The organism is Rhizobium rhizogenes NBRC 13257, assembly GCF_000696095.1.
In the GTDB taxonomy this organism is placed as follows: Bacteria; Pseudomonadota; Alphaproteobacteria; order Rhizobiales; family Rhizobiaceae; genus Rhizobium; species Rhizobium rhizogenes.
This window is the reverse complement of sequence record NZ_BAYX01000001.1, coordinates 55,233-72,366: the sequence shown is the minus strand read 5'-3', so window position 1 is coordinate 72,366 and position 17,134 is coordinate 55,233. Positions and strand designations below refer to the sequence as shown.

The 17,134-nt window shown below is 60.4% G+C and carries 19 protein-coding genes; 7 read left to right on the top strand and 12 right to left on the bottom strand.

From position 1 onward, the window contains the following. The first annotated feature begins 1 nt into the window (after position 1). The 4 genes from RRH01S_RS00335 (at position 2) to RRH01S_RS00320 (ending at position 4,217) form a co-directional block, all read left to right on the top strand. Positions 2-997, top strand: a complete 996-nt coding sequence (locus RRH01S_RS00335) for an ABC transporter ATP-binding protein (RefSeq protein WP_012651999.1) — start codon at positions 2-4, stop codon at positions 995-997. Next, positions 990-1,976, top strand: coding sequence for an ABC transporter ATP-binding protein (locus tag RRH01S_RS00330; protein ID WP_012652000.1), 987 nt, complete (start codon positions 990-992; stop codon positions 1,974-1,976). The genes RRH01S_RS00335 and RRH01S_RS00330 overlap by 8 nt, the downstream gene beginning before the upstream one ends. A 52-nt stretch (positions 1,977-2,028) precedes the next feature. Next, positions 2,029-2,988: a sugar kinase gene (locus RRH01S_RS00325; protein WP_042469624.1), complete on the top strand. Its 960-nt coding sequence runs from the start codon at positions 2,029-2,031 to the stop codon at positions 2,986-2,988. 122 nt (positions 2,989-3,110) lie between these two features. Beyond that, positions 3,111-4,217: a glycosyltransferase family 4 protein gene (locus RRH01S_RS00320; protein WP_042469622.1), complete on the top strand. Its 1,107-nt coding sequence runs from the start codon at positions 3,111-3,113 to the stop codon at positions 4,215-4,217. A gap of 7 nt (positions 4,218-4,224) precedes the next feature. Here the strand turns inward: RRH01S_RS00320 and RRH01S_RS00315 are convergent, their stop codons facing one another. Further along, positions 4,225-4,512, bottom strand: a complete 288-nt coding sequence (locus RRH01S_RS00315) for a type II toxin-antitoxin system RelE/ParE family toxin (protein ID WP_042469621.1) — start codon at positions 4,510-4,512, stop codon at positions 4,225-4,227. A 16-nt stretch (positions 4,513-4,528) separates the two neighbouring features. Further along, complete coding sequence (locus RRH01S_RS00310; protein ID WP_042469619.1) at positions 4,529-5,011, bottom strand: calponin homology domain-containing protein; 483 nt, start codon at positions 5,009-5,011, stop codon at positions 4,529-4,531. Positions 5,012-5,217: 206 nt separating this feature from the next. Between RRH01S_RS00310 and RRH01S_RS00305 the strand changes: the two genes are divergently transcribed. Continuing rightward, positions 5,218-5,658 (top strand): MarR family winged helix-turn-helix transcriptional regulator, encoded by a 441-nt coding sequence (locus tag RRH01S_RS00305; protein ID WP_042469618.1) that lies wholly within the window; start codon positions 5,218-5,220, stop codon positions 5,656-5,658. A gap of 12 nt (positions 5,659-5,670) precedes the next feature. Here the strand turns inward: RRH01S_RS00305 and der are convergent, their stop codons facing one another. The 3 genes from der to RRH01S_RS00290 form a co-directional block, all read right to left on the bottom strand. Continuing rightward, on the bottom strand, positions 5,671-7,098 hold the full coding sequence (der, locus tag RRH01S_RS00300) for a ribosome biogenesis GTPase Der (protein ID WP_042469616.1): 1,428 nt from the start codon (positions 7,096-7,098) through the stop codon (positions 5,671-5,673). Between the two features lie 15 nt (positions 7,099-7,113). Next, positions 7,114-7,797 (bottom strand): tetratricopeptide repeat protein, encoded by a 684-nt coding sequence (locus RRH01S_RS00295; protein ID WP_042469615.1) that lies wholly within the window; start codon positions 7,795-7,797, stop codon positions 7,114-7,116. Positions 7,798-7,897: 100 nt separating this feature from the next. Continuing rightward, complete coding sequence (locus RRH01S_RS00290) at positions 7,898-8,479, bottom strand: NnrU family protein (RefSeq protein ID WP_042469996.1); 582 nt, start codon at positions 8,477-8,479, stop codon at positions 7,898-7,900. A gap of 178 nt (positions 8,480-8,657) precedes the next feature. Here RRH01S_RS00290 and RRH01S_RS00285 point away from each other — a divergent pair, with 178 nt between their 5' ends. Further along, the gene (locus tag RRH01S_RS00285) at positions 8,658-9,638 is read left to right on the top strand and encodes a polysaccharide deacetylase family protein (protein ID WP_042469613.1); all 981 of its coding nucleotides are present in this window, start codon (positions 8,658-8,660) and stop codon (positions 9,636-9,638) included. A gap of 194 nt (positions 9,639-9,832) precedes the next feature. On the opposite strand, the gene sbmA is transcribed toward RRH01S_RS00285, so the two are convergent. Then, complete coding sequence (gene sbmA, locus RRH01S_RS00280; protein ID WP_012652007.1) at positions 9,833-11,098, bottom strand: peptide antibiotic transporter SbmA; 1,266 nt, start codon at positions 11,096-11,098, stop codon at positions 9,833-9,835. Positions 11,099-11,513: 415 nt separating this feature from the next. Here sbmA and RRH01S_RS00275 point away from each other — a divergent pair, with 415 nt between their 5' ends. Continuing rightward, entirely contained in the window at positions 11,514-12,086 is a 573-nt protein-coding gene (locus RRH01S_RS00275; RefSeq protein ID WP_042469994.1) for a PadR family transcriptional regulator, read from the top strand. Between the two features lie 64 nt (positions 12,087-12,150). Here the strand turns inward: RRH01S_RS00275 and map are convergent, their stop codons facing one another. The 6 genes from map to RRH01S_RS00245 form a co-directional block, all read right to left on the bottom strand. Beyond that, positions 12,151-12,903, bottom strand: a complete 753-nt coding sequence (gene map / locus RRH01S_RS00270; protein WP_007692404.1) for a type I methionyl aminopeptidase — start codon at positions 12,901-12,903, stop codon at positions 12,151-12,153. Positions 12,904-12,953: 50 nt separating this feature from the next. Next, the gene (locus tag RRH01S_RS00265) at positions 12,954-14,015 is read right to left on the bottom strand and encodes an LLM class flavin-dependent oxidoreductase (protein WP_042469609.1); all 1,062 of its coding nucleotides are present in this window, start codon (positions 14,013-14,015) and stop codon (positions 12,954-12,956) included. Positions 14,016-14,190: 175 nt separating this feature from the next. Further along, positions 14,191-14,703, bottom strand: coding sequence for a GNAT family N-acetyltransferase (locus tag RRH01S_RS00260; protein ID WP_042469607.1), 513 nt, complete (start codon positions 14,701-14,703; stop codon positions 14,191-14,193). Between the two features lie 186 nt (positions 14,704-14,889). Next, positions 14,890-15,360, bottom strand: a complete 471-nt coding sequence (locus RRH01S_RS00255; protein ID WP_042469606.1) for an SRPBCC family protein — start codon at positions 15,358-15,360, stop codon at positions 14,890-14,892. Between the two features lie 98 nt (positions 15,361-15,458). Continuing rightward, positions 15,459-16,715, bottom strand: coding sequence for an RNA polymerase sigma factor (locus RRH01S_RS00250; RefSeq protein ID WP_012652011.1), 1,257 nt, complete (start codon positions 16,713-16,715; stop codon positions 15,459-15,461). Then, positions 16,712-17,086 (bottom strand): YciI family protein, encoded by a 375-nt coding sequence (locus tag RRH01S_RS00245; protein WP_042469604.1) that lies wholly within the window; start codon positions 17,084-17,086, stop codon positions 16,712-16,714. The genes RRH01S_RS00250 and RRH01S_RS00245 overlap by 4 nt, the downstream gene beginning before the upstream one ends. Positions 17,087-17,134 lie beyond the last annotated feature (48 nt).

Genomic DNA, 17,134 nt, shown 5'->3' with positions numbered 1-17,134 from the left:
CATGACAGAAACACTTCTCGAACTCAAAGACTACTCCATCACCTTCCGCACGCCGGAGGGTGAAGTTGCCGCTGTCTCGAAAATGAACCTGAAGATCGGTCGTGGCGAACGCATTGCCATCGTTGGCGAATCCGGCTCCGGCAAGAGCCAGACCTTCCTCGGCCTGATGGGCCTGCTCGCCAAGAACGGCCGTACCAGCGGCCAGGCACTGCTGGACGGCAAGGACATCCTGAAACTGAAGCCGCGCGAACTCGATCATGTGCGCGGCAAGGATGTAGCGATGGTATTCCAGGACCCGATGACAGCCCTCAATCCATCGCTGCGCATCTCGCGACAACTGACTGAACAGCTCGAGGTCCATGGCGGACTGTCCGCACGCGCTGCCTCGACGGCCGCACTGGACATGCTGAAGCGTGTCGGCATTCCCGACCCCTCCCGGCGCTTCAACCTCTATCCGCACGAGTTATCCGGCGGCATGCGGCAGCGCATCGTCATCGCCATGGCACTGCTGACCAAGCCGAAGCTCTTGATCGCCGACGAGCCGACCACCGCGCTCGACGTCACCATCCAGGCCCAGATCCTCGATCTCTTCAACGAGCTGACGGCGGAGATGAACACAGCGCTGGTGATGATCACCCACGATCTCGGCGTCGTCGCCGGCCTCGCCGATCGTGTCGCCGTCATGTATGCCGGCCGCATCGTCGAGGAAGCACCCGTCGAGGAGCTGTTCGAAAATCCGGCTCATCCCTATACCGCAGCGCTGCACGCCTCGATCCCACGGCCGGATCAGGACGTCGACGATCTCGCCGTCATTCCCGGCCGTCCGCCGAACCTGATGCACCTGCCGCGCGGCTGTTCCTTCTCGCCGCGCTGCGCCCATGTACAGGACGACTGTCTTGATGCGGCGCCACCGCTCAATCAGCTGGCATCACAGCGTTGCGCCGCCTGTTTCCATCCCCTTTCGGCTAATCAGGAACGGAGCCTCGTCCATGGCTGAGCAAACGCTTCTGAAGGTCGAGCACCTGACCACCGAATTCGAGCTTCCTTCGAAATCCTTCTTCAAGCCGCCCTTGATCCTGACTGCGGTCAACGATGTCAGTTTCGAGCTGAAGACCGGGCGCACGCTCGGCATCGTCGGCGAATCCGGTTGCGGCAAGTCCACACTCGGCCGCTCGATCCTGCGGCTGATCAAGGCGCAGAAGGGCCGGATCATGTGGCAGGGCGGCAATCTGCTGGATCTGTCCGAAGAGGAAATGCGCGCCGCCCGCCGCGACATGCAGATCATCTTTCAGGATCCGATCGCCTCGCTCGACCCGCGCATGACCGTCGGCGACATCATCGCCGAACCGCTCACCGTATTCGAGCCGAAGCTCACGAGAGCAGAGCGACAGGATCGCGTCCGTGAGATCATGGCCGCCGTCGGCCTGGTGCCGGAGATGATCAATCGCTATCCGCATGAGTTCTCCGGCGGACAGGCACAGCGCATTGGCATCGCCCGCGCCGTCATCACACGGCCGAAACTGATCGTCTGCGACGAGCCGGTCTCCGCGCTCGACGTCTCGATCCAGGGCCAGGTGATCACGCTTCTGCGCAAGCTGCGCAAGGAATTCGGCCTGACGCTGATCTTCATCAGCCACGACCTCTCCGTCGTGCGTCTGATCTCGGACGACGTGCTGGTGCTCTACCTCGGCAAGGTCGTGGAAGCAGGCAGCGCCGCTACCGTCTTCGACCATCCGGCACATCCCTATACGCAGGCGCTGTTCTCGGCGGCACCGATCCCCGATCCGAAACTGGCGCGCGGTCGCGAGCGCATCCGCCTGCAGGGCGATCCGCCCTCGCCGCTCTATCCCCCGCCCGGCTGCGTCTTCTCGCCGCGCTGCTGGAAGGCGACGGATATCTGTCGGACGAAAGCGCCGCCAACCGAGCAGGTCCGCCCCGGCCAAACCGCGGCGTGCTATCATATGGACTTGCCCTAAGGCAGCAAAAGTGGACGGCGGAGCCCGCCGTCCACCTTGCCCAAGCGGTCCCATGCGGGTATGCAGCAAGCAGGCAAACTGCGGGAGGCAAGTCTTGGGCGGGTGTTTTCTATCGATCGGCGAATGCATGGTGGAACTGTCGCAGACCAAGGACGGTCACCTGCGCAAGGGCTTTGCCGGCGATACCTTCAACACCGCCTGGTATGCCCGCGCCTGCCTGCCACAAGATTGGGCGATCGATTATTTCACCGCACTCGGCGATGACGCCATGTCCGACGAGATGCTCGCTTTCATGACTGCACACGGCATCGGCACGGCCAATATCCGCCGCCTTCGCGGCAAGACACCCGGCCTCTACATGATCAATCTGAAGGACGGCGAACGCTCCTTCAGCTATTGGCGCGACAGCTCCGCCGCCCGCCAGCTCGCTGCCGATGGCGACCAGTTACGCACCGCGATCGAAGCGTCCGACGTCCTCTATTTTTCCGGCATCACCCTGGCGATCCTCTCGCATGAGGATGCCGAAACGCTGCTCGCCGAACTTCGCCGCGCCAAGGCCATCGGCAAGCTGGTGGCCTTCGACCCCAATATTCGTCCGCGCCTGTGGTCAAGCCTCGACGCAATGCACACCTTGATCGGCGAAGGCGCCCGCGCCTCGACGTTGGTCATGCCGAGCTTCGACGACGAGGCTGCACATTTCGGCGACGACTCGATTGCCGGCACCATCCGCCGCTATCGCCAGCACGGCGCCAACATGGTCGTCGTCAAGAACGGGCCTGAAGGCGCGACCATCGGCACCGACGCCGGCGAGACGCTGGTTCCGGCGGTGAAAGTCGCCAAGGTCATCGACACCACCAGCGCCGGCGATAGCTTCAACGGCGGTTTCCTTGCCCATTATCTGGAGCATGACGATCCCGTCGCCGCTGCCCGTTTCGCCGCCGAGATTGCCGCGAAAGTCATCCAGGAACATGGCGCCTTGGTGCCCCCGGAAAAGCTCCAGCTGGCCGGCTGAGCGCTGTAATATTTCCATCATGGACAACCCGCACAATAGAACAGGCGCGGGAATCACCTTTGTTGCACCGCATTTGGTTGTACCGGCACCATGAGGTGCGGTGCGGATGGAACGTTTTGGACATGTTGCAACGTTTGTCGGACATCGATCACAAGATATGGGATCAGGCTGCGACCCCGGTCGCAGTGCCCGAGCGCTTGCTCATCGTCAGCGATGCCTGGCATCCGCAGGTGAACGGCGTTGTGCGATCGATCGAAAACACCAACCGCGAACTGGCGCGCATGGGCATTGAGGTGACCATGATCACGCCGGAAGGCTTCCGCAACATTCCCTGCCCGACCTATCCGGAAATCCGCCTGTCGATCGCAAGCTACCGCAAGGTCGCAACCCGGATCGAAGCGGCTCAACCGACCTATGTGCATATCGCAACGGAAGGCCCGCTCGGACTGACGGCCAGGCGTTGGTGCCTGAAAAACGGCATGCCGTTTTCGACCAGCTACCACACCCGCTTCCCCGAATATGTCGCCGCCCGGCTGCCGATCCCGCAAAATTGGCTCTATGCCTTCGTCAAATGGTTCCACAATGCTGGCTTCGGCTGCATGGTCGCCACACCGAGCCTTGCCTACGAGCTCAAGCAGAAGGGCATCAGCAACCTGTTGCCCTGGAGCCGCGGCATCGACTCGACGCTGTTTCGTCCGCAGCCGCTGGAGGAAAATCCCTTCGGCCTGCCCCGCCCGATCTTCATGACCGTCGGTCGCGTCGCGCTCGAAAAAAACCTGCCGGCTTTCCTCGATCTCGACTTGCCGGGCTCAAAGGTCGTCGTCGGCGACGGCCCGGCGCGCGCAGAACTGCAGAAACTGTATCCGAAAGTGCATTTCCTCGGCTCGAAGTTCGGCGAGGCCCTCGCACACGCCTATTCGCAGGCCGATGTCTTTGTCTTCCCGTCGAAGACCGACACATTCGGCAATGCCATTCTGGAAGCGCTGGCAAGCGGAATCCCCGTCGCCGCCTATCCCGTCACCGGCCCCGCCGACATTCTTGCCGGCGACGAAACAGCCGGCGTCGTCAATGAGGACCTGGGAGAAGCCTGCCGCGCTGCACTCTCCTCCTCCCGCGAGGCCGCTCGCGCGCTGGCGCTCAACTATTCCTGGGAAGCCGCCACGACACAATTCATCGGCAACGTCCGCGTCGCCAACCATCGCGGCCGGACGTTGGTTCGCAAACACTAGGTTCCTGCTATTCGCTATCGACCGGCGGCCATTGTTGCGCGCCGTGCAGGACACGGATCAGCTCGATATTGTCCTCGACCCTGTAGACTACGAGAAACGAAGTCCGCGTCACGACCAACTCCCGCGTGCCCGGCAAGCGACCAATGCGACCGGAATGAGGAAAATCCCTAAGGCGCTCGACTTGGGCTTCGATTTCATCCCACATGGCCAACGCAGCCGTCAGGTTATTTTGCGCGATATAGCCGACAATCTTCTCCAGATCGGCTCGGTAAGTCTCGGTACGGAAAAGCAGCATTTATTGGAGCAAGAACCTAGCGGTTCTCCTCCGCGACGCGGCGCAATAGATCGGCGCGCATACGTGCCGATATGTCTTTCCACTCCTCCTCCGGAATTACCCGGTTCGTCCCATCCTTGATCCCGTCCAGTGCCTCCTGCACCTGCGCACGAAACCATGTGTCGTATGCCGCCGCTTCCTGCTGCTGGCGGAGCCGCTCCGTCTGGTCGGGGCGCTTGCGCTCGACCGCGCCCGGATCGTAGTCGACGGTATCGATTTCAAAACGGGGCATGCCCAACTCCTCGCGCACGAAAGAAACGGCGGTATTCAGGTTCCGCCAGAGCCGGGGTTGATGCGACCGTTGCGCGGCGACGGCCCGTTCGACCGTGCCGTAGCGTACAAGAACGGCCCAGCCGCCCGGCTGGCCGACGACCACCGCGCCCTGGATCGCATGCGCCTCGGCAAGGCTCTTGACGGCCTTGCCATCGATAATTTCTGTGAGCTTGCCTGCGTGGATCATAGTCATCTCATAAATTTTGAGTGAGCATGATTGGATTATTGAGTAATCAAGTACAGAAGTCGAGGAAGAATGTAACGATAAGCGATATCAGCGAAATTCAGCAACCATTTCTCGGGAAATCGGGAACCATGCATGGCAGTCATGCATTTTTATGATTACGATTGTTTATCGCACGACTTAAATAGACTCCCTACGGAGTGTTAGAGATGACCGACGACCTATTGAAATTGGATAACTTCATATGCTTCGCCCTCTATTCGGCGAACCATGCGATGAACCGGCTGTACAAGCCGATGCTTGACGAGCTGAACCTCACCTACCCGCAATATCTCGTCATGGTGACGCTGTGGGAAGAGGATGGCCAAACGGTCGGCGGCATCGGCGAGAAGCTGTTTCTTGAATCAAGCACGCTGACACCGCTACTGAAGCGTCTGGAAGTCGCAGGCTTCATCCAGCGTACCCGCAGCAAGGAAGACGAGCGGCAGGTACTGATCCGCCTGACGAGCGAAGGCGTGGGCCTGAAGACCAAAGCAGCCGGCATCCCCGCCTGCATCTTGGATGCGTCGAACACAACGGCGGCCGAGCTGACGCGGTTGAAAGCGGAAATCGTCACGCTGCGCGAAGCACTGAACAAGGGCGCAGCCTGATCCTTCAGGCCGTCACCGCTTCTTCCTGGTCTCGTAGGGATTTTCCGACGTGCGGAAATGGATGCGGATCGGCACGCCCGGCATGGCGAAATCCGCACGCAGACCGTTGATGAGGTAACGCACGTAGGATTCCGGCAGCGAGTCCGAGCGCGTGCAGGAAATCATGAAGGCCGGCGGACGCGCCTTTACCTGTGTCATGTATTTCAGCTTGATGCGCCGTCCGGATACGGCCGGTGGCGGATGCTGAACCTGCTGCGTTTCCAGCCAGCGGTTGAGCTTGGCGGTGGCGATGCGCTTGTTCCAGACCTTATCGGTATCGACGATCGCCTGCATCAGCCGATCCAGGCCGTCACCCGTCTGGCCGGCGATCGGCACGGCGCGGATGCCGCGCGCCTGCGGCAGCAGCCGATCGGTCTTTTCGCGAAGGTCCGCAAGCACGGCCTGGCGATCCTCGATCATGTCCCACTTGTTGAAGGCGATCACGGCGGCGCGACCTTCGCGGATAACCAGATCGACGATCTGCAGATCCTGCTTCTCGAAGGGAATGGTAGCATCGAAAATGATGACCACGGTCTCGGCAAAACGGATGGCGCGCAGCGTATCGGCGACGGAGAGCTTTTCCAGCTTCTCGGTTACCCTGGCCTTGCGGCGCATACCGGCGGTATCGAACATCTTGACGGTGCGGCCACGCCAGGTCCAGTCGACCGAAATGGAATCGCGCGTGATGCCGGCTTCCGGGCCGGTCAACAGCCGGTCTTCGCCGAGAAAGCGATTGATCAGCGTCGACTTGCCGGCATTCGGGCGGCCAACGATGGCAACGCGCAACGGCCGGGTCTCGTCGTAAGCCGGTTCTTCGTCGATCTCCTCGCCGTCTTCGCCGACGGCGGAACGCGGAATGCTGACATTCGTCTCCGCTTCGTCATCCCTGGGCGGGAAGGCCTGGTCGTGACCAATCGCCTCGACGATCGCGTCGCGCAGATCCATCATCCCCTGGCCGTGTTCGGCCGAGATCGGGCAAGGGTCGCCGAGACCGAGCGTATAGGCATCGTAAAAGCCGCTATCGGAGCCACGCGCTTCAGATTTGTTGGCAACCAGCACGACGGGACGGCCGCGCTTGCGCAGCATCTCCGCCAGCGTCTTGTCGACATGCGTCAAGCCCATCTTGGCATCGACGACGAACAGCGTCAGGTCGGCCTCATCGATCGCCAGCTCGGTCTGGGCGCGCATGCGGCCTTCGAGCGTCTCTTCGTCCGCTTCTTCGAGACCGGCGGTATCGACGATGCGGAAGCGGAGATCGATCAGCTTGGCCTCGCCGGGACGACGGTCCCGCGTGACGCCCGGCGTATCATCGACGAGCGCCAGCTTCTTGCCAACCAGACGGTTGAAAAGGGTGGACTTGCCGACATTCGGGCGACCGACGATCGCAACCGTGAAACTCATTTAATGATTTACCCTTCAGCCGTTTGCAGCCGGAGCCTTGCCGGATGCCGTGATGAGGTCAAGCAGCATTTGGGCGCGATTGCCGACATTGCGCGGGCTCTGAGGATCGTCGACGATCGCCTGGAACCATTGCCGCGCCTTGGCGAAATCGCCTGCCTTGTAAGCGGCAAGGCCCAATACGTCGCGTGCCGAGTGCCGGAACGTATTGGCGGGCACCGCCAGTTCCTGCGCCTCGGCCGCAACCTGATCATAGGTGCCGGTATCGACCAGCAGATAGGCGGCGCGCAGGCGAGCCGCATCGCGGATTACGGTCGGAAGACCCGTTTCCTTGCCGATCGCCGAGAAAGCGGCAATGGCGCCGGCAGTATCGCCCTTCTGTGCCTGCAGCGTGGCGGCGCGCATGCGCGCCAACAGCGGATAGGAACCGCTGCCATCCTTCTCGATGGCGGCAAGGGCTGCCAGCGCCTCGTCCGTCTTGTTCTGATCGGCCAGAGTCAGTGCGGAAATGAACTGATCGCCGCTGTTGCCTGCCTGCTGACCAGACCAGTAGCGGTAGCCGCTATAAGCGGCGGTGCCGACAACGATAAGCACGGCAGCGCCGATGATAACCCGGCCAAAACGGCGCCATACGAACCGCAATTGGTCCGAACGCAGTTCCTCGTTCACCTCGCGGATGAAGCTGTCGTCATTGAATGCCATTCTCGTCTCCGGCCCAGGCCAAATTATTCCAAAGAGCTTATGGGGTTGTGCGCCTTCTACCCCATTTTGCGGCTGTTGTAAGGGGGAATGGCAGAAATCGTCACATAACGAGCGGCGAAACCCCGATAATCCACGCGTGAAGCTTCCAAATAATCAACCCCCAGGCGACGACACCGATGACGACCACATAGAGATCGTATTTGGCCGACACGAACGGGCGCAGCACGATCTCGCCGGCGCGCTCGCGCTTCTTCAGCGAAATCCGGAGAATAACGCCCCAGGCGAGGAAGGCGGCAAACAGCAGCATGGCGGCACCATCGCCATTGGACAGCAGATGCGCCAAAGCCCAGATCTTCACGGACAGCACCATCGGATGCTTCGTCCTGACCGCGATATGCCCCGCCGGCAACAGCGAGGCGACAAGACAGATCATTGCGAACAGCATCAGCAGAATGGTAATATGGCTCATCCAGAATGGCGGCGACCAGATCGGGGTCATATCGCGCGCCTGCCCGAAACCATAGATCAGGAGAATCAGCGTCAGCACGCTGGCAATCGAATAACCGATCTTCCAGCCGGACTCGCCGACGCTGGAGATCGTCGAGCGGCGGAATTCCGGCGCGACGACGCGGATCAGGTGAAGACCGAGGAAAAGAACGATGCCGAGAATAAGCAATGACATGAGGAAATCCTGTTTTGCCGTTGTAACGACATCAGTATCGATTATGGCGAAAATTACCAGCGCCACCGTAGCTTTGCCGCATTTCCGGCAGAGGAAGCGACGGAACCGGGGCATGATCCCCAAACGTATGTAGCGGCTTTCGAATGAGAACACGCTGGATCAGATAATCGTGGTGCCCATGTTTCGTTTTGTCTCCTTTGCGTCCCTCGCCCTTTCCCTGGCGCTTCCCGTTGCGGCACGGGCCGATGAGAAGCCTAGGCAATTGGTGATGATCTCGTTCGATGGCGCGCACGACAACGCGCTGTGGACGAAGAGCCGCGAGATCGCCTCGCGCAACGGCGCGCATTTCACTTACTTTCTCTCCTGCACCTTCCTGATGAACCGCACCCAGGCCAAGGCCTATCAGGCGCCGGGACAGCGGGCCGGCAAATCCAATGTCGGCTTTGCCAAGAGCGAGGACGACGTGCGGACCCGTATCGCCAACATCTGGGGCGCGCATGTGGAAGGCCACGATATTTCCAGCCATGCCTGCGGCCATTTCGACGGCAAGACGTGGAGCGCCGCCGATTGGAAACAAGATTTCATGAGCGCCCGCGTAGCCCTGCGCGACGCCTGGAAGAATGTCGGGCTGGCGGACAAGGAGCCGCAGGGCTGGGAAGATTTCGCCACCCATGACGTCAAGGGTTTTCGCGCGCCCTATCTCTCCACCAGCGACGGGCTGGTGCCGGCGGAAAAGGCGATGGGCTTTCAATATGACGCAAGCCTTGTCACTAAGGGTCCGGCACTGCCGCAGGTGGTCGACGGCCTCTATCGCTTCGGCCTGCCACTGCTCCCCGAAGGCCCCGAAAACCGTCTGGTGATCGGCATGGACTACAACCTCTATGTCCGCCATTCCAAGGGCGTCGAGGACAAGGCCAATTCCAAGACCTATGAGGATCGCACCTTCGCGGCCTTCGAAGCTGCCTTCAACAAACAGTACAACGGCGACCGCATCCCGCTACAGCTCGGCTTCCACTTCGTCGAAATGAATGACGGCGCCTATTGGCGCGCCCTCGACCGCTTCGTCAGCGACGTCTGCCACAGAGACGGCGTCGCCTGCGTCAGCTATTCCGAGGCGATCCCGATGATTGCAGCACGCGGCAAACCGCAGCAGGGGTGAGGAGCGATCCAGCGAAGCTGGAGCAATCGGACCCGATGGGTCGTTGCAGCGACGAACGCCCTGAGCCAAAGCGAAGGGCCGGCGCAAGCAGCAAACGCGGAGTTTATCTCACTTACCAACGGCTAGACGAGATCGTGACCGACATGACGTTGCGTCTCATATGACAAAGGCCCCGTTTCCGGGGCCTTGTTTCGTCAGCCATCCGTGTGAATGACGCCCGCTTCACGCTCCAAATAGCGCTGATCGATCGACGGCAGTGGCTCATCATCGATCGCCGCCTCGAAGGATTTGAGACGCTTGTGAATCGACAGGAGCTCGATGATCGTCGTCCAGGAACTAACGAGGTACTGGAAGGAATCGCTCACCTGTCCAAAGGCAGTCAGGATCTGCTGATAGATACCGTAAGTGATCTTGCCCGCTACGATCGTAGGAACAAGCATGATGGTCAGGAAGATGCCGTCGGCCTGTATGTAAAAATAGCGGGCGATATTGAAATAAAGATAGTGAAAATACATCCGGAAATAGTTCCGCCGCACATTGGCAAACAGTTCCTTGACCGTCGCTGGCTGAGCGCGGTCCGCATGATCTTCGCCGTAAACCAGCTCCTTACGATAGGCCGCCTCGACGCGCTGATTACGGAAGTTGAGCCCTGGCAGCTTGATGCCGACAATGGCGAGCAGAAGCGTTCCGAAGACGGACCAAAAAAGCGACAACCAGAACAGTGTATGCGCAATCTGACCGACGATCGGCAACTCCGTCACGTAGCTTGAAAGCTGGAAGAGAATGGGAAGGAAGACGATTAGCGTCATCACCGAATTGATCAAGCTGCTGCCCAACCCTTCGAGGATGGTCGAAAACCGCATCGTGTCTTCCTGAACACGCTGAGCCGCACCCTCGATATGCCGCAGCTTTTCCCATTTCGACATATAGAAATTGTTCATCGCTGTGCGCCAGCGGAATATGTAATGGCTGGTAAAGAAGTCCGTCATCACCAGAAGAAACATTCTGAGAAATGCGAGCTCTGCAAATAGGATGAACAGACTATAGAAATCCCACGCAGTAACATTCCCTTGTTTGGAAAGCGCATTTTGCAGGGTATTTCCGAATGGAAGACGCCAATTGTTCAGAACGACCGCCGCCTGAACCAAAAAATACGTGACGAGAACGATCAGCGCCGAACCCCAGATCGACCAGTTCTTCCACGGGTGATCTTTCGCCAATATATGCCACGCCGCACAGAACAACAGGACGCAAAGCAAGAAGTAGCTGTAGAACCAGACATTGCTGGCCACCAGGAAGAACGTCAGGTCATAAGGCTCTGTACCTTCCGGTAGCGGAACGATGCCGTAGGTCGTCGCAAGGTCCGCTCCAAACGAATACCAGACAGCAAGACAAATGACGGTCCACACCAACATGGACGTGAAGAACAATTTCGGCTGAGGGAAGAAAGAGTGAAACACGAGAAGCGCAGCTTTCTTTATTGGGGTTTCGAACCGCAATGACGTTTGTTAACGGCGAACCTAAGGCAGTTCGCAAGAGGCGGCAACCGACCTCGCCGAATTCTTACGCAAATGTAATCGCTTATCCCGTGATCGTGACGCAATTGTTCAGCCGGCCATAGGCAGCTCTCCCGCTCCGCTACACGCCCCACCCACCTCATTCTGCAAAAAAATTGCCGTCCTCTTGCAAGATGCTATCTTACGATATATATCGTACGACATGACTAACGATACGAAATCACATCACCCCAACAGGAGACACACTATGAAAGGCTTTAGAGATCATATGTTCGGCGATAGCTTTGACACCGTCGAGGCATATATCCTACGACATGGCGAACGCCGCGATTCCCGCGGCAGGCATGGGAGAGAGTTCATGAGAGGCTTCAAGGGCGGCATGTTCGGCGGCGGGTTTCGCACCGGTCGGAAGTTCGACGCCGCCGATCTGCAGCTCATCATCCTCGCTTTGCTTTCCGAGCAGCCACGCCATGGCTATGAACTGATCAAGACCCTGGAGGAGCGCTCCGGCGGCTTCTATGTGCCGAGCCCGGGCGTCATCTACCCCGCCCTCACCTATCTCGAAGAAACCGGCCTGGCCGAAGTCGAAGCGAGCGGCACTAAGAAGCTCTACCGGATTACCGAAAGCGGCCAGAAGCGGGTCGAAGAGAACCGCGAGCTGGTCGAGGCGACGCTCGCCAAGCTGGGTGCCATCGGCGAGAGAATGGCGCATGTCAAACGGGCTTTTGACGGCGAGAATAACGGAGACGATGAAGGCCGTGACGGCCCATTCGGCCGCGAGGCCGGCGACGTTCACCGCGCTCGCCACCTTCTGCACGCAGCGCTGCGCTCAAAACACCCTTGGAGCAAGGCTGAGGGCGCGCGCATCGCAGTGATCCTCGAGCGGGCCGCCGCCGATATCATCCGCGGCGAGACGAAGACGGAAGACTGAGCCAGAACAATTCCTGGCATCACGTCGAACACGAGAGGCTGGAGCGCTGAAACACTCCGGCCGCTCAGCTATCAGCCAACGTCAGGATCATCGGACCATTGCGGGTGGCAACGACTGTGTGTTCGAACTGAACCGTCGGCGCGCGCGGATCGCCATAAAGCGTCCATGCATCGTCTCCGCCTTCCGCCCAGGTGGCACCGAGCGACAGAAATGGCTCGACGGTGAACACCAGGCCGTCCTGCATGATCCGGGTCTCGTCGGGATCCGCCCAGGTGGATACCTCCGCGGGCTCCTCATGCAGCGAACGGCCAATGCCGTGGCTGGCGAGATTGGCGACCAGCGTATAGCGGTTCTTCTGTGCGAAAGCACCGACGGCGTGGCCGATCTTGGAGAAAGGTGCGCCGCTGCGCACCTGGTTCAGACCGACCCAGAGCGCCCGTTTGCCGTCGCGGCAAAGACGTTCGATCTTCGGCTTGACCGGCGGCACGGCGAAGGACGAGCCGGTGTCGGAAAAGAAACCATCCTTCTCGGCGGAAACGTCGAGATTGACGAGATCACCGGCCTGGATCACTCGCGGGCCGGGAATGCCATGCGCCACTTCCTCGTTGACGCTGATGCAGGTTGCGCCCGGAAACCGATAGACAAGCTCCGGCGCGGAACGCGCGCCGGCGTCTTCCAGCACCTTGCGGCCGATGGCGTCAAGCTCTAGCGTGGTGATGCCCGGCTCCAGCGCCGCCGCCATCGCCTGCAGCGCATTGGCGCAGATGCGGCCGATCTCTTTCAGCTTGGTCAGTTCGTCGTCGTTCGAGATGATCATTCACGGCTTCCGGCTGGCTCGCGCGCCCCGCAAACTCCCGACGCGAAGGCTCAAGCAATCGCTTTCGCCTCTCCGCCCTGTTCAGTCAACGCCTTTCTGACAAGCGGCGCGACTTTCGTGCCGTAGAGCTCGATGCCGCGCATGATCTGATCATGCGGCATTGTGCCGATCGCCATCTGCAATAGGAAGCGGTCATTCTTGAACAGCTTGTGATGCGCGACGATCTTCTCGGCCACGGTTTCGGGATTGCCGACAAACAGCGCGCCATGCGGCCCGCGCGACTGATCGAACTGCGTCCGGCTCGTCGGTCCCCAGCCACGTTCGCGGCCAATGCGGTTCATCACCTCGGCCTGCGGGCCATAGAACTGATCGGCGGCGGCCTCGGTCGTATCGGCGACAAAACCGTGGACGTTAATGCTGGTCTTCAGCTTAGCCTGATCCTGATCGGCGCGGCGGGCAGCCTCGCGGTAGAGATCGACCAGCGGCGCAAATCGGCGCGGCTCGCCGCCGATGATGGCAATCGCCATCGGCAGGCCCAGCGCACCGGCACGCGCCACCGATTGCGGCGTGCCGCCGACCGCGATCCAGATCGGCAACTGATCCTGCAGCGGCCGCGGATAGACCCCTCGCCCGTTGATCGGCGCACGCATCTCGCCAGTCCAGTTTACCTGTTCGCCATCGCGGATCGCCAGCAGCAGATCGAGCTTTTCCTCGAAGAGCTGGTCATAATCCTCGAGATTATAGCCGAACAGTGAGAAGGACTCGATGAACGAGCCCCGCCCCGCCATGATCTCGGCGCGGCCATTAGAAATGAGGTCGAGCGTCGAAAACTGCTGGAAGACCCGCACCGGATCGTCCGAGCTCAGTACCGTGACGGCGCTGGTCAGCCGAATGTTCTTCGTCCTTGCGGCAGCAGCCGCAAGCGCCACTGCCGGAGCCGATGCCGCATAGTCCGGACGATGATGCTCGCCAAGCCCGAAGACATCGAGACCGACCTGATCGGCCAGCTCGATTTCCTCGATCAGATTGTTCAGACGCCGCGCTGCCTCCGCGCCCTTGTTAAGAGCGGGATCGGGATTGACGTCAGCGAAAGTATAAAGGCCAAGTTCCATGGTGAAACATCCATCTGTTGTTGACGGACGAGATAGGAAGGCAGGGCTGCAATCGCAAATGTGAATTGTCGAACGGTTTGTTCGATAATATCGATAGCAACCCCTAATAGGAATCCGCAATCAACAGCTTCCCCACCGTCTCGGATTCAACCTCCAAAGCGCTTAATGTTGCGGATCAAAGTCGCGGATCGTCTCCCAGCAACGCCCAGCGCTCATGATCGCACCAGACACCGCCGATCTTCAGATATTTGGGCGAAAAACCCTCCATGCGAAAACCGAGCCTTTGCACGAGCGCGATGGAAGCCTGGTTCGCGGGCTGGATATTGGCTTCCAGCCGATGCAGGCCGACAGTATCGAATGCATGGCCAACTGCGAGACGCAACGCCTCGGTCATGAAACCCCGGCCGGCAAAACCCACCATGCCGTGATAGCCGAGAAAGGCGCTGCGGAAACCACCCCAGACCATCTGGCTGATATTGACCACTCCGACAATGCCGCCTGAACCGGTGTCGCGCGCCACCAGGCCGATATTGGGTCCGGTCACGGTTTGCCCAAACCAGACATCGAAGCCATCGCGATCGACAAAGGGAAAGGCCCAGGGCGCATGATAGGCGCGGCTCGCAACATTGGCCGCAATCAGGTCTTCGGCATCCGATTGCGCGACTGGCGCTATGGTGACGTGCAGCATGGCTCGCTCCTCTCATTCATGCGGGAGCGAGCCTTAGCAAATCGAATCCGAAATCAACAGCTTCGGCGGAGAAGCGGAATCATTTTCCGAAGCGTCCTCCGTTTTTCGGCCGCGCCAAGCCCAAGTCCTCGCCCCTGAATCTCCCGCATAGAGCTCTGGCACATCTATAGGGTATGACTCGATAATTCAGATCCTGGCCGCCAGCACTGCGAGCTGATCAGTGCACTGGCCCCATCCCTCGTGGAAGCCCATCTTCTCATGCGCCTCACGATCTTCCGCCGTCCAATGCAGGACCGTTGCGGTGTAGCGCGTCTTGCCACCGCCGAGATCGTCGAGCTGGATGGTTACCACCATGAAGGGCTTGGCTGATGGCACCCAGGCGCTGGTGAAGGCATCGGTGAAGACGATCCGTTCGTTCGGGACGACCTCGAGATAGACGCCGACATTCGGATAATCCTCACCCTCAGGGCTGCGCATGGTGACGGAGCTGGTGCCTCCGGCGCGGACATCGAGTTCGGCGGCCGACGTTGTCCATGGCAGCGGTGCGAACCACTGTTTCAGCAGGTCCGCTTCCGTCCAGCAGCGATAGAGTTTCTCGCGCGGGGCGTCGATGATACGGGTCAGCGAAAGCTCGCGGCGTGCCGTCTTTTCGGTCATGGTTCTATCTCTCTCCAGTGTGCATCGGCCCGATCGGCCTATACTCCAAGGACGTTTGAGGCCACTTCATCCCGACAGGGGGTGAGAAAATCCGTCGATTATTTTGCGATTGCGGGAGCCGTCGTGCTCAAGCGGTCGAGCTGATGGCGGATATGCTCTGCCTCCGCCGGCGAGCGAGCAAGTGCGATAGCGCGGTCGAAGGCCGAACGCGCTTCCCGCGCCTGGTGCAACTGCATAAGCAGGCCACCCCTCAGGCCATGAAAATAGAAATAGCTGTCGAGTTGATCCGCCAAGGTCTCCACCAGGGCCAACGCCACCTCCGGCCCCTTGAGCTTGGCAACGGCGACAGCACGGTTCAGGGTGACGACCGGCGACGGATGCAGCCGCTCCAGCGCCTGATAAAGCAGATCGATTTCCGCCCAGTCCGTATCTTCGGCTCGCTTGGCCCTCGAATGCAGCGCGGCGATCGCCGCTTGAAGCTGATAGGGGCCGGGACGGCGATGGCGGATCGCCTTGTCGAGCAGGGCCAGCGCCTCGTCGATGAGCGTGTGGCTCCAGAGCGACCGGTCCTGCTCTTCCAGCAGCACGATCTGGCCGCTCGCATCGAAGCGCGCCGCGTTGCGCGATTGCTGCAGCAGCATCAGCGCCAACAGCCCCATGATTTCGGGTTCGGTCGGAAAGATGCGTAGAAGCAGCCGGCCGAGCCGGATCGCCTCATCGGCAAAAGCGGCGGCCTCGCGTCCCGGCCCGCCGGCGGAATAGCCCTCGTTGAAAATGAGGTAGATCATGGCGCTGACGAGCGCCACGCGCTCGGCCCGCTCGACGGCGCCCGGCGTCTCGAACGGCACTCCGGCCGCGGCAACACGCGCCTTGGCGCGGGTAATGCGCTGCTCCATGGCGCTTTCGCTGACGAGAAAGGCGCGGGCGATCTGCGCCACCGAAAGGCCGGAGACGACGCGCAGCGCCAAGGCGATCTGCTGCGTCGCCGGCAGATCCGGATGGCAGCAGATGAATAGCAGCCGCAGGATATCGTCGCGATAGTTCGATCCGTCGAGCCGATCGACGAGATCGCTTTCGGCGTCCCCTGTGTCGGAGATCGCCTCCTCATCCGGCAGGGCCTGTGTCTTTGCCTGCTTGCGCACAGCATCGATGGCACTGTTGCGGCCGACGAAGATCAGCCATGCCACGGGATCGCGCGGCGGCCCCTTGTCCGGCCAAGTCTTCAAGGCCCGGAGACACGCCTCCTGAAATGCCTCTTCGGCGATATCGAGATTGCGGAAATAGCGCAGCAGTGCGCCGACCACCTGCGGCCGGGCATTGGTGAAGGCTATATCGATCCAGGCAAGGTCCGTCATGTCGCAATCGTCCCCGGGTTGAAGACGTAAAGCGGCCGGATCTCATAGGAGCCGCCTCCGGGATTGGCGACCGCCAGTTTCTTTGAAAATTCAATCGCTTCGTCGAGAGATTCAAAGTCGATGACATAGAAGCCGAGCAATTGCTCCTTCGTCTCGGCGAAGGGACCGTCGATAACCAGCGGCTCGTTCTTGCCCTTGCGCAGCGTCGCCGCCGCCGTCGTCGGCATCAGCCGCGCGACAGGGCCGAGTTTGCCGGCCTCGCTCAGCGGTGCCTGCACCGCCAGCAACCGCTCCATCGTCGCCTGCTCCTCTTCCTTGGACCAGGCAAACACGGTATCTTCGTCGTTGTAGCATAGGATCGTGTAGAGCATGAGCTCCTCCTTCTCATGTAAAGACGAAGGAGTATCACCCGCACCGAC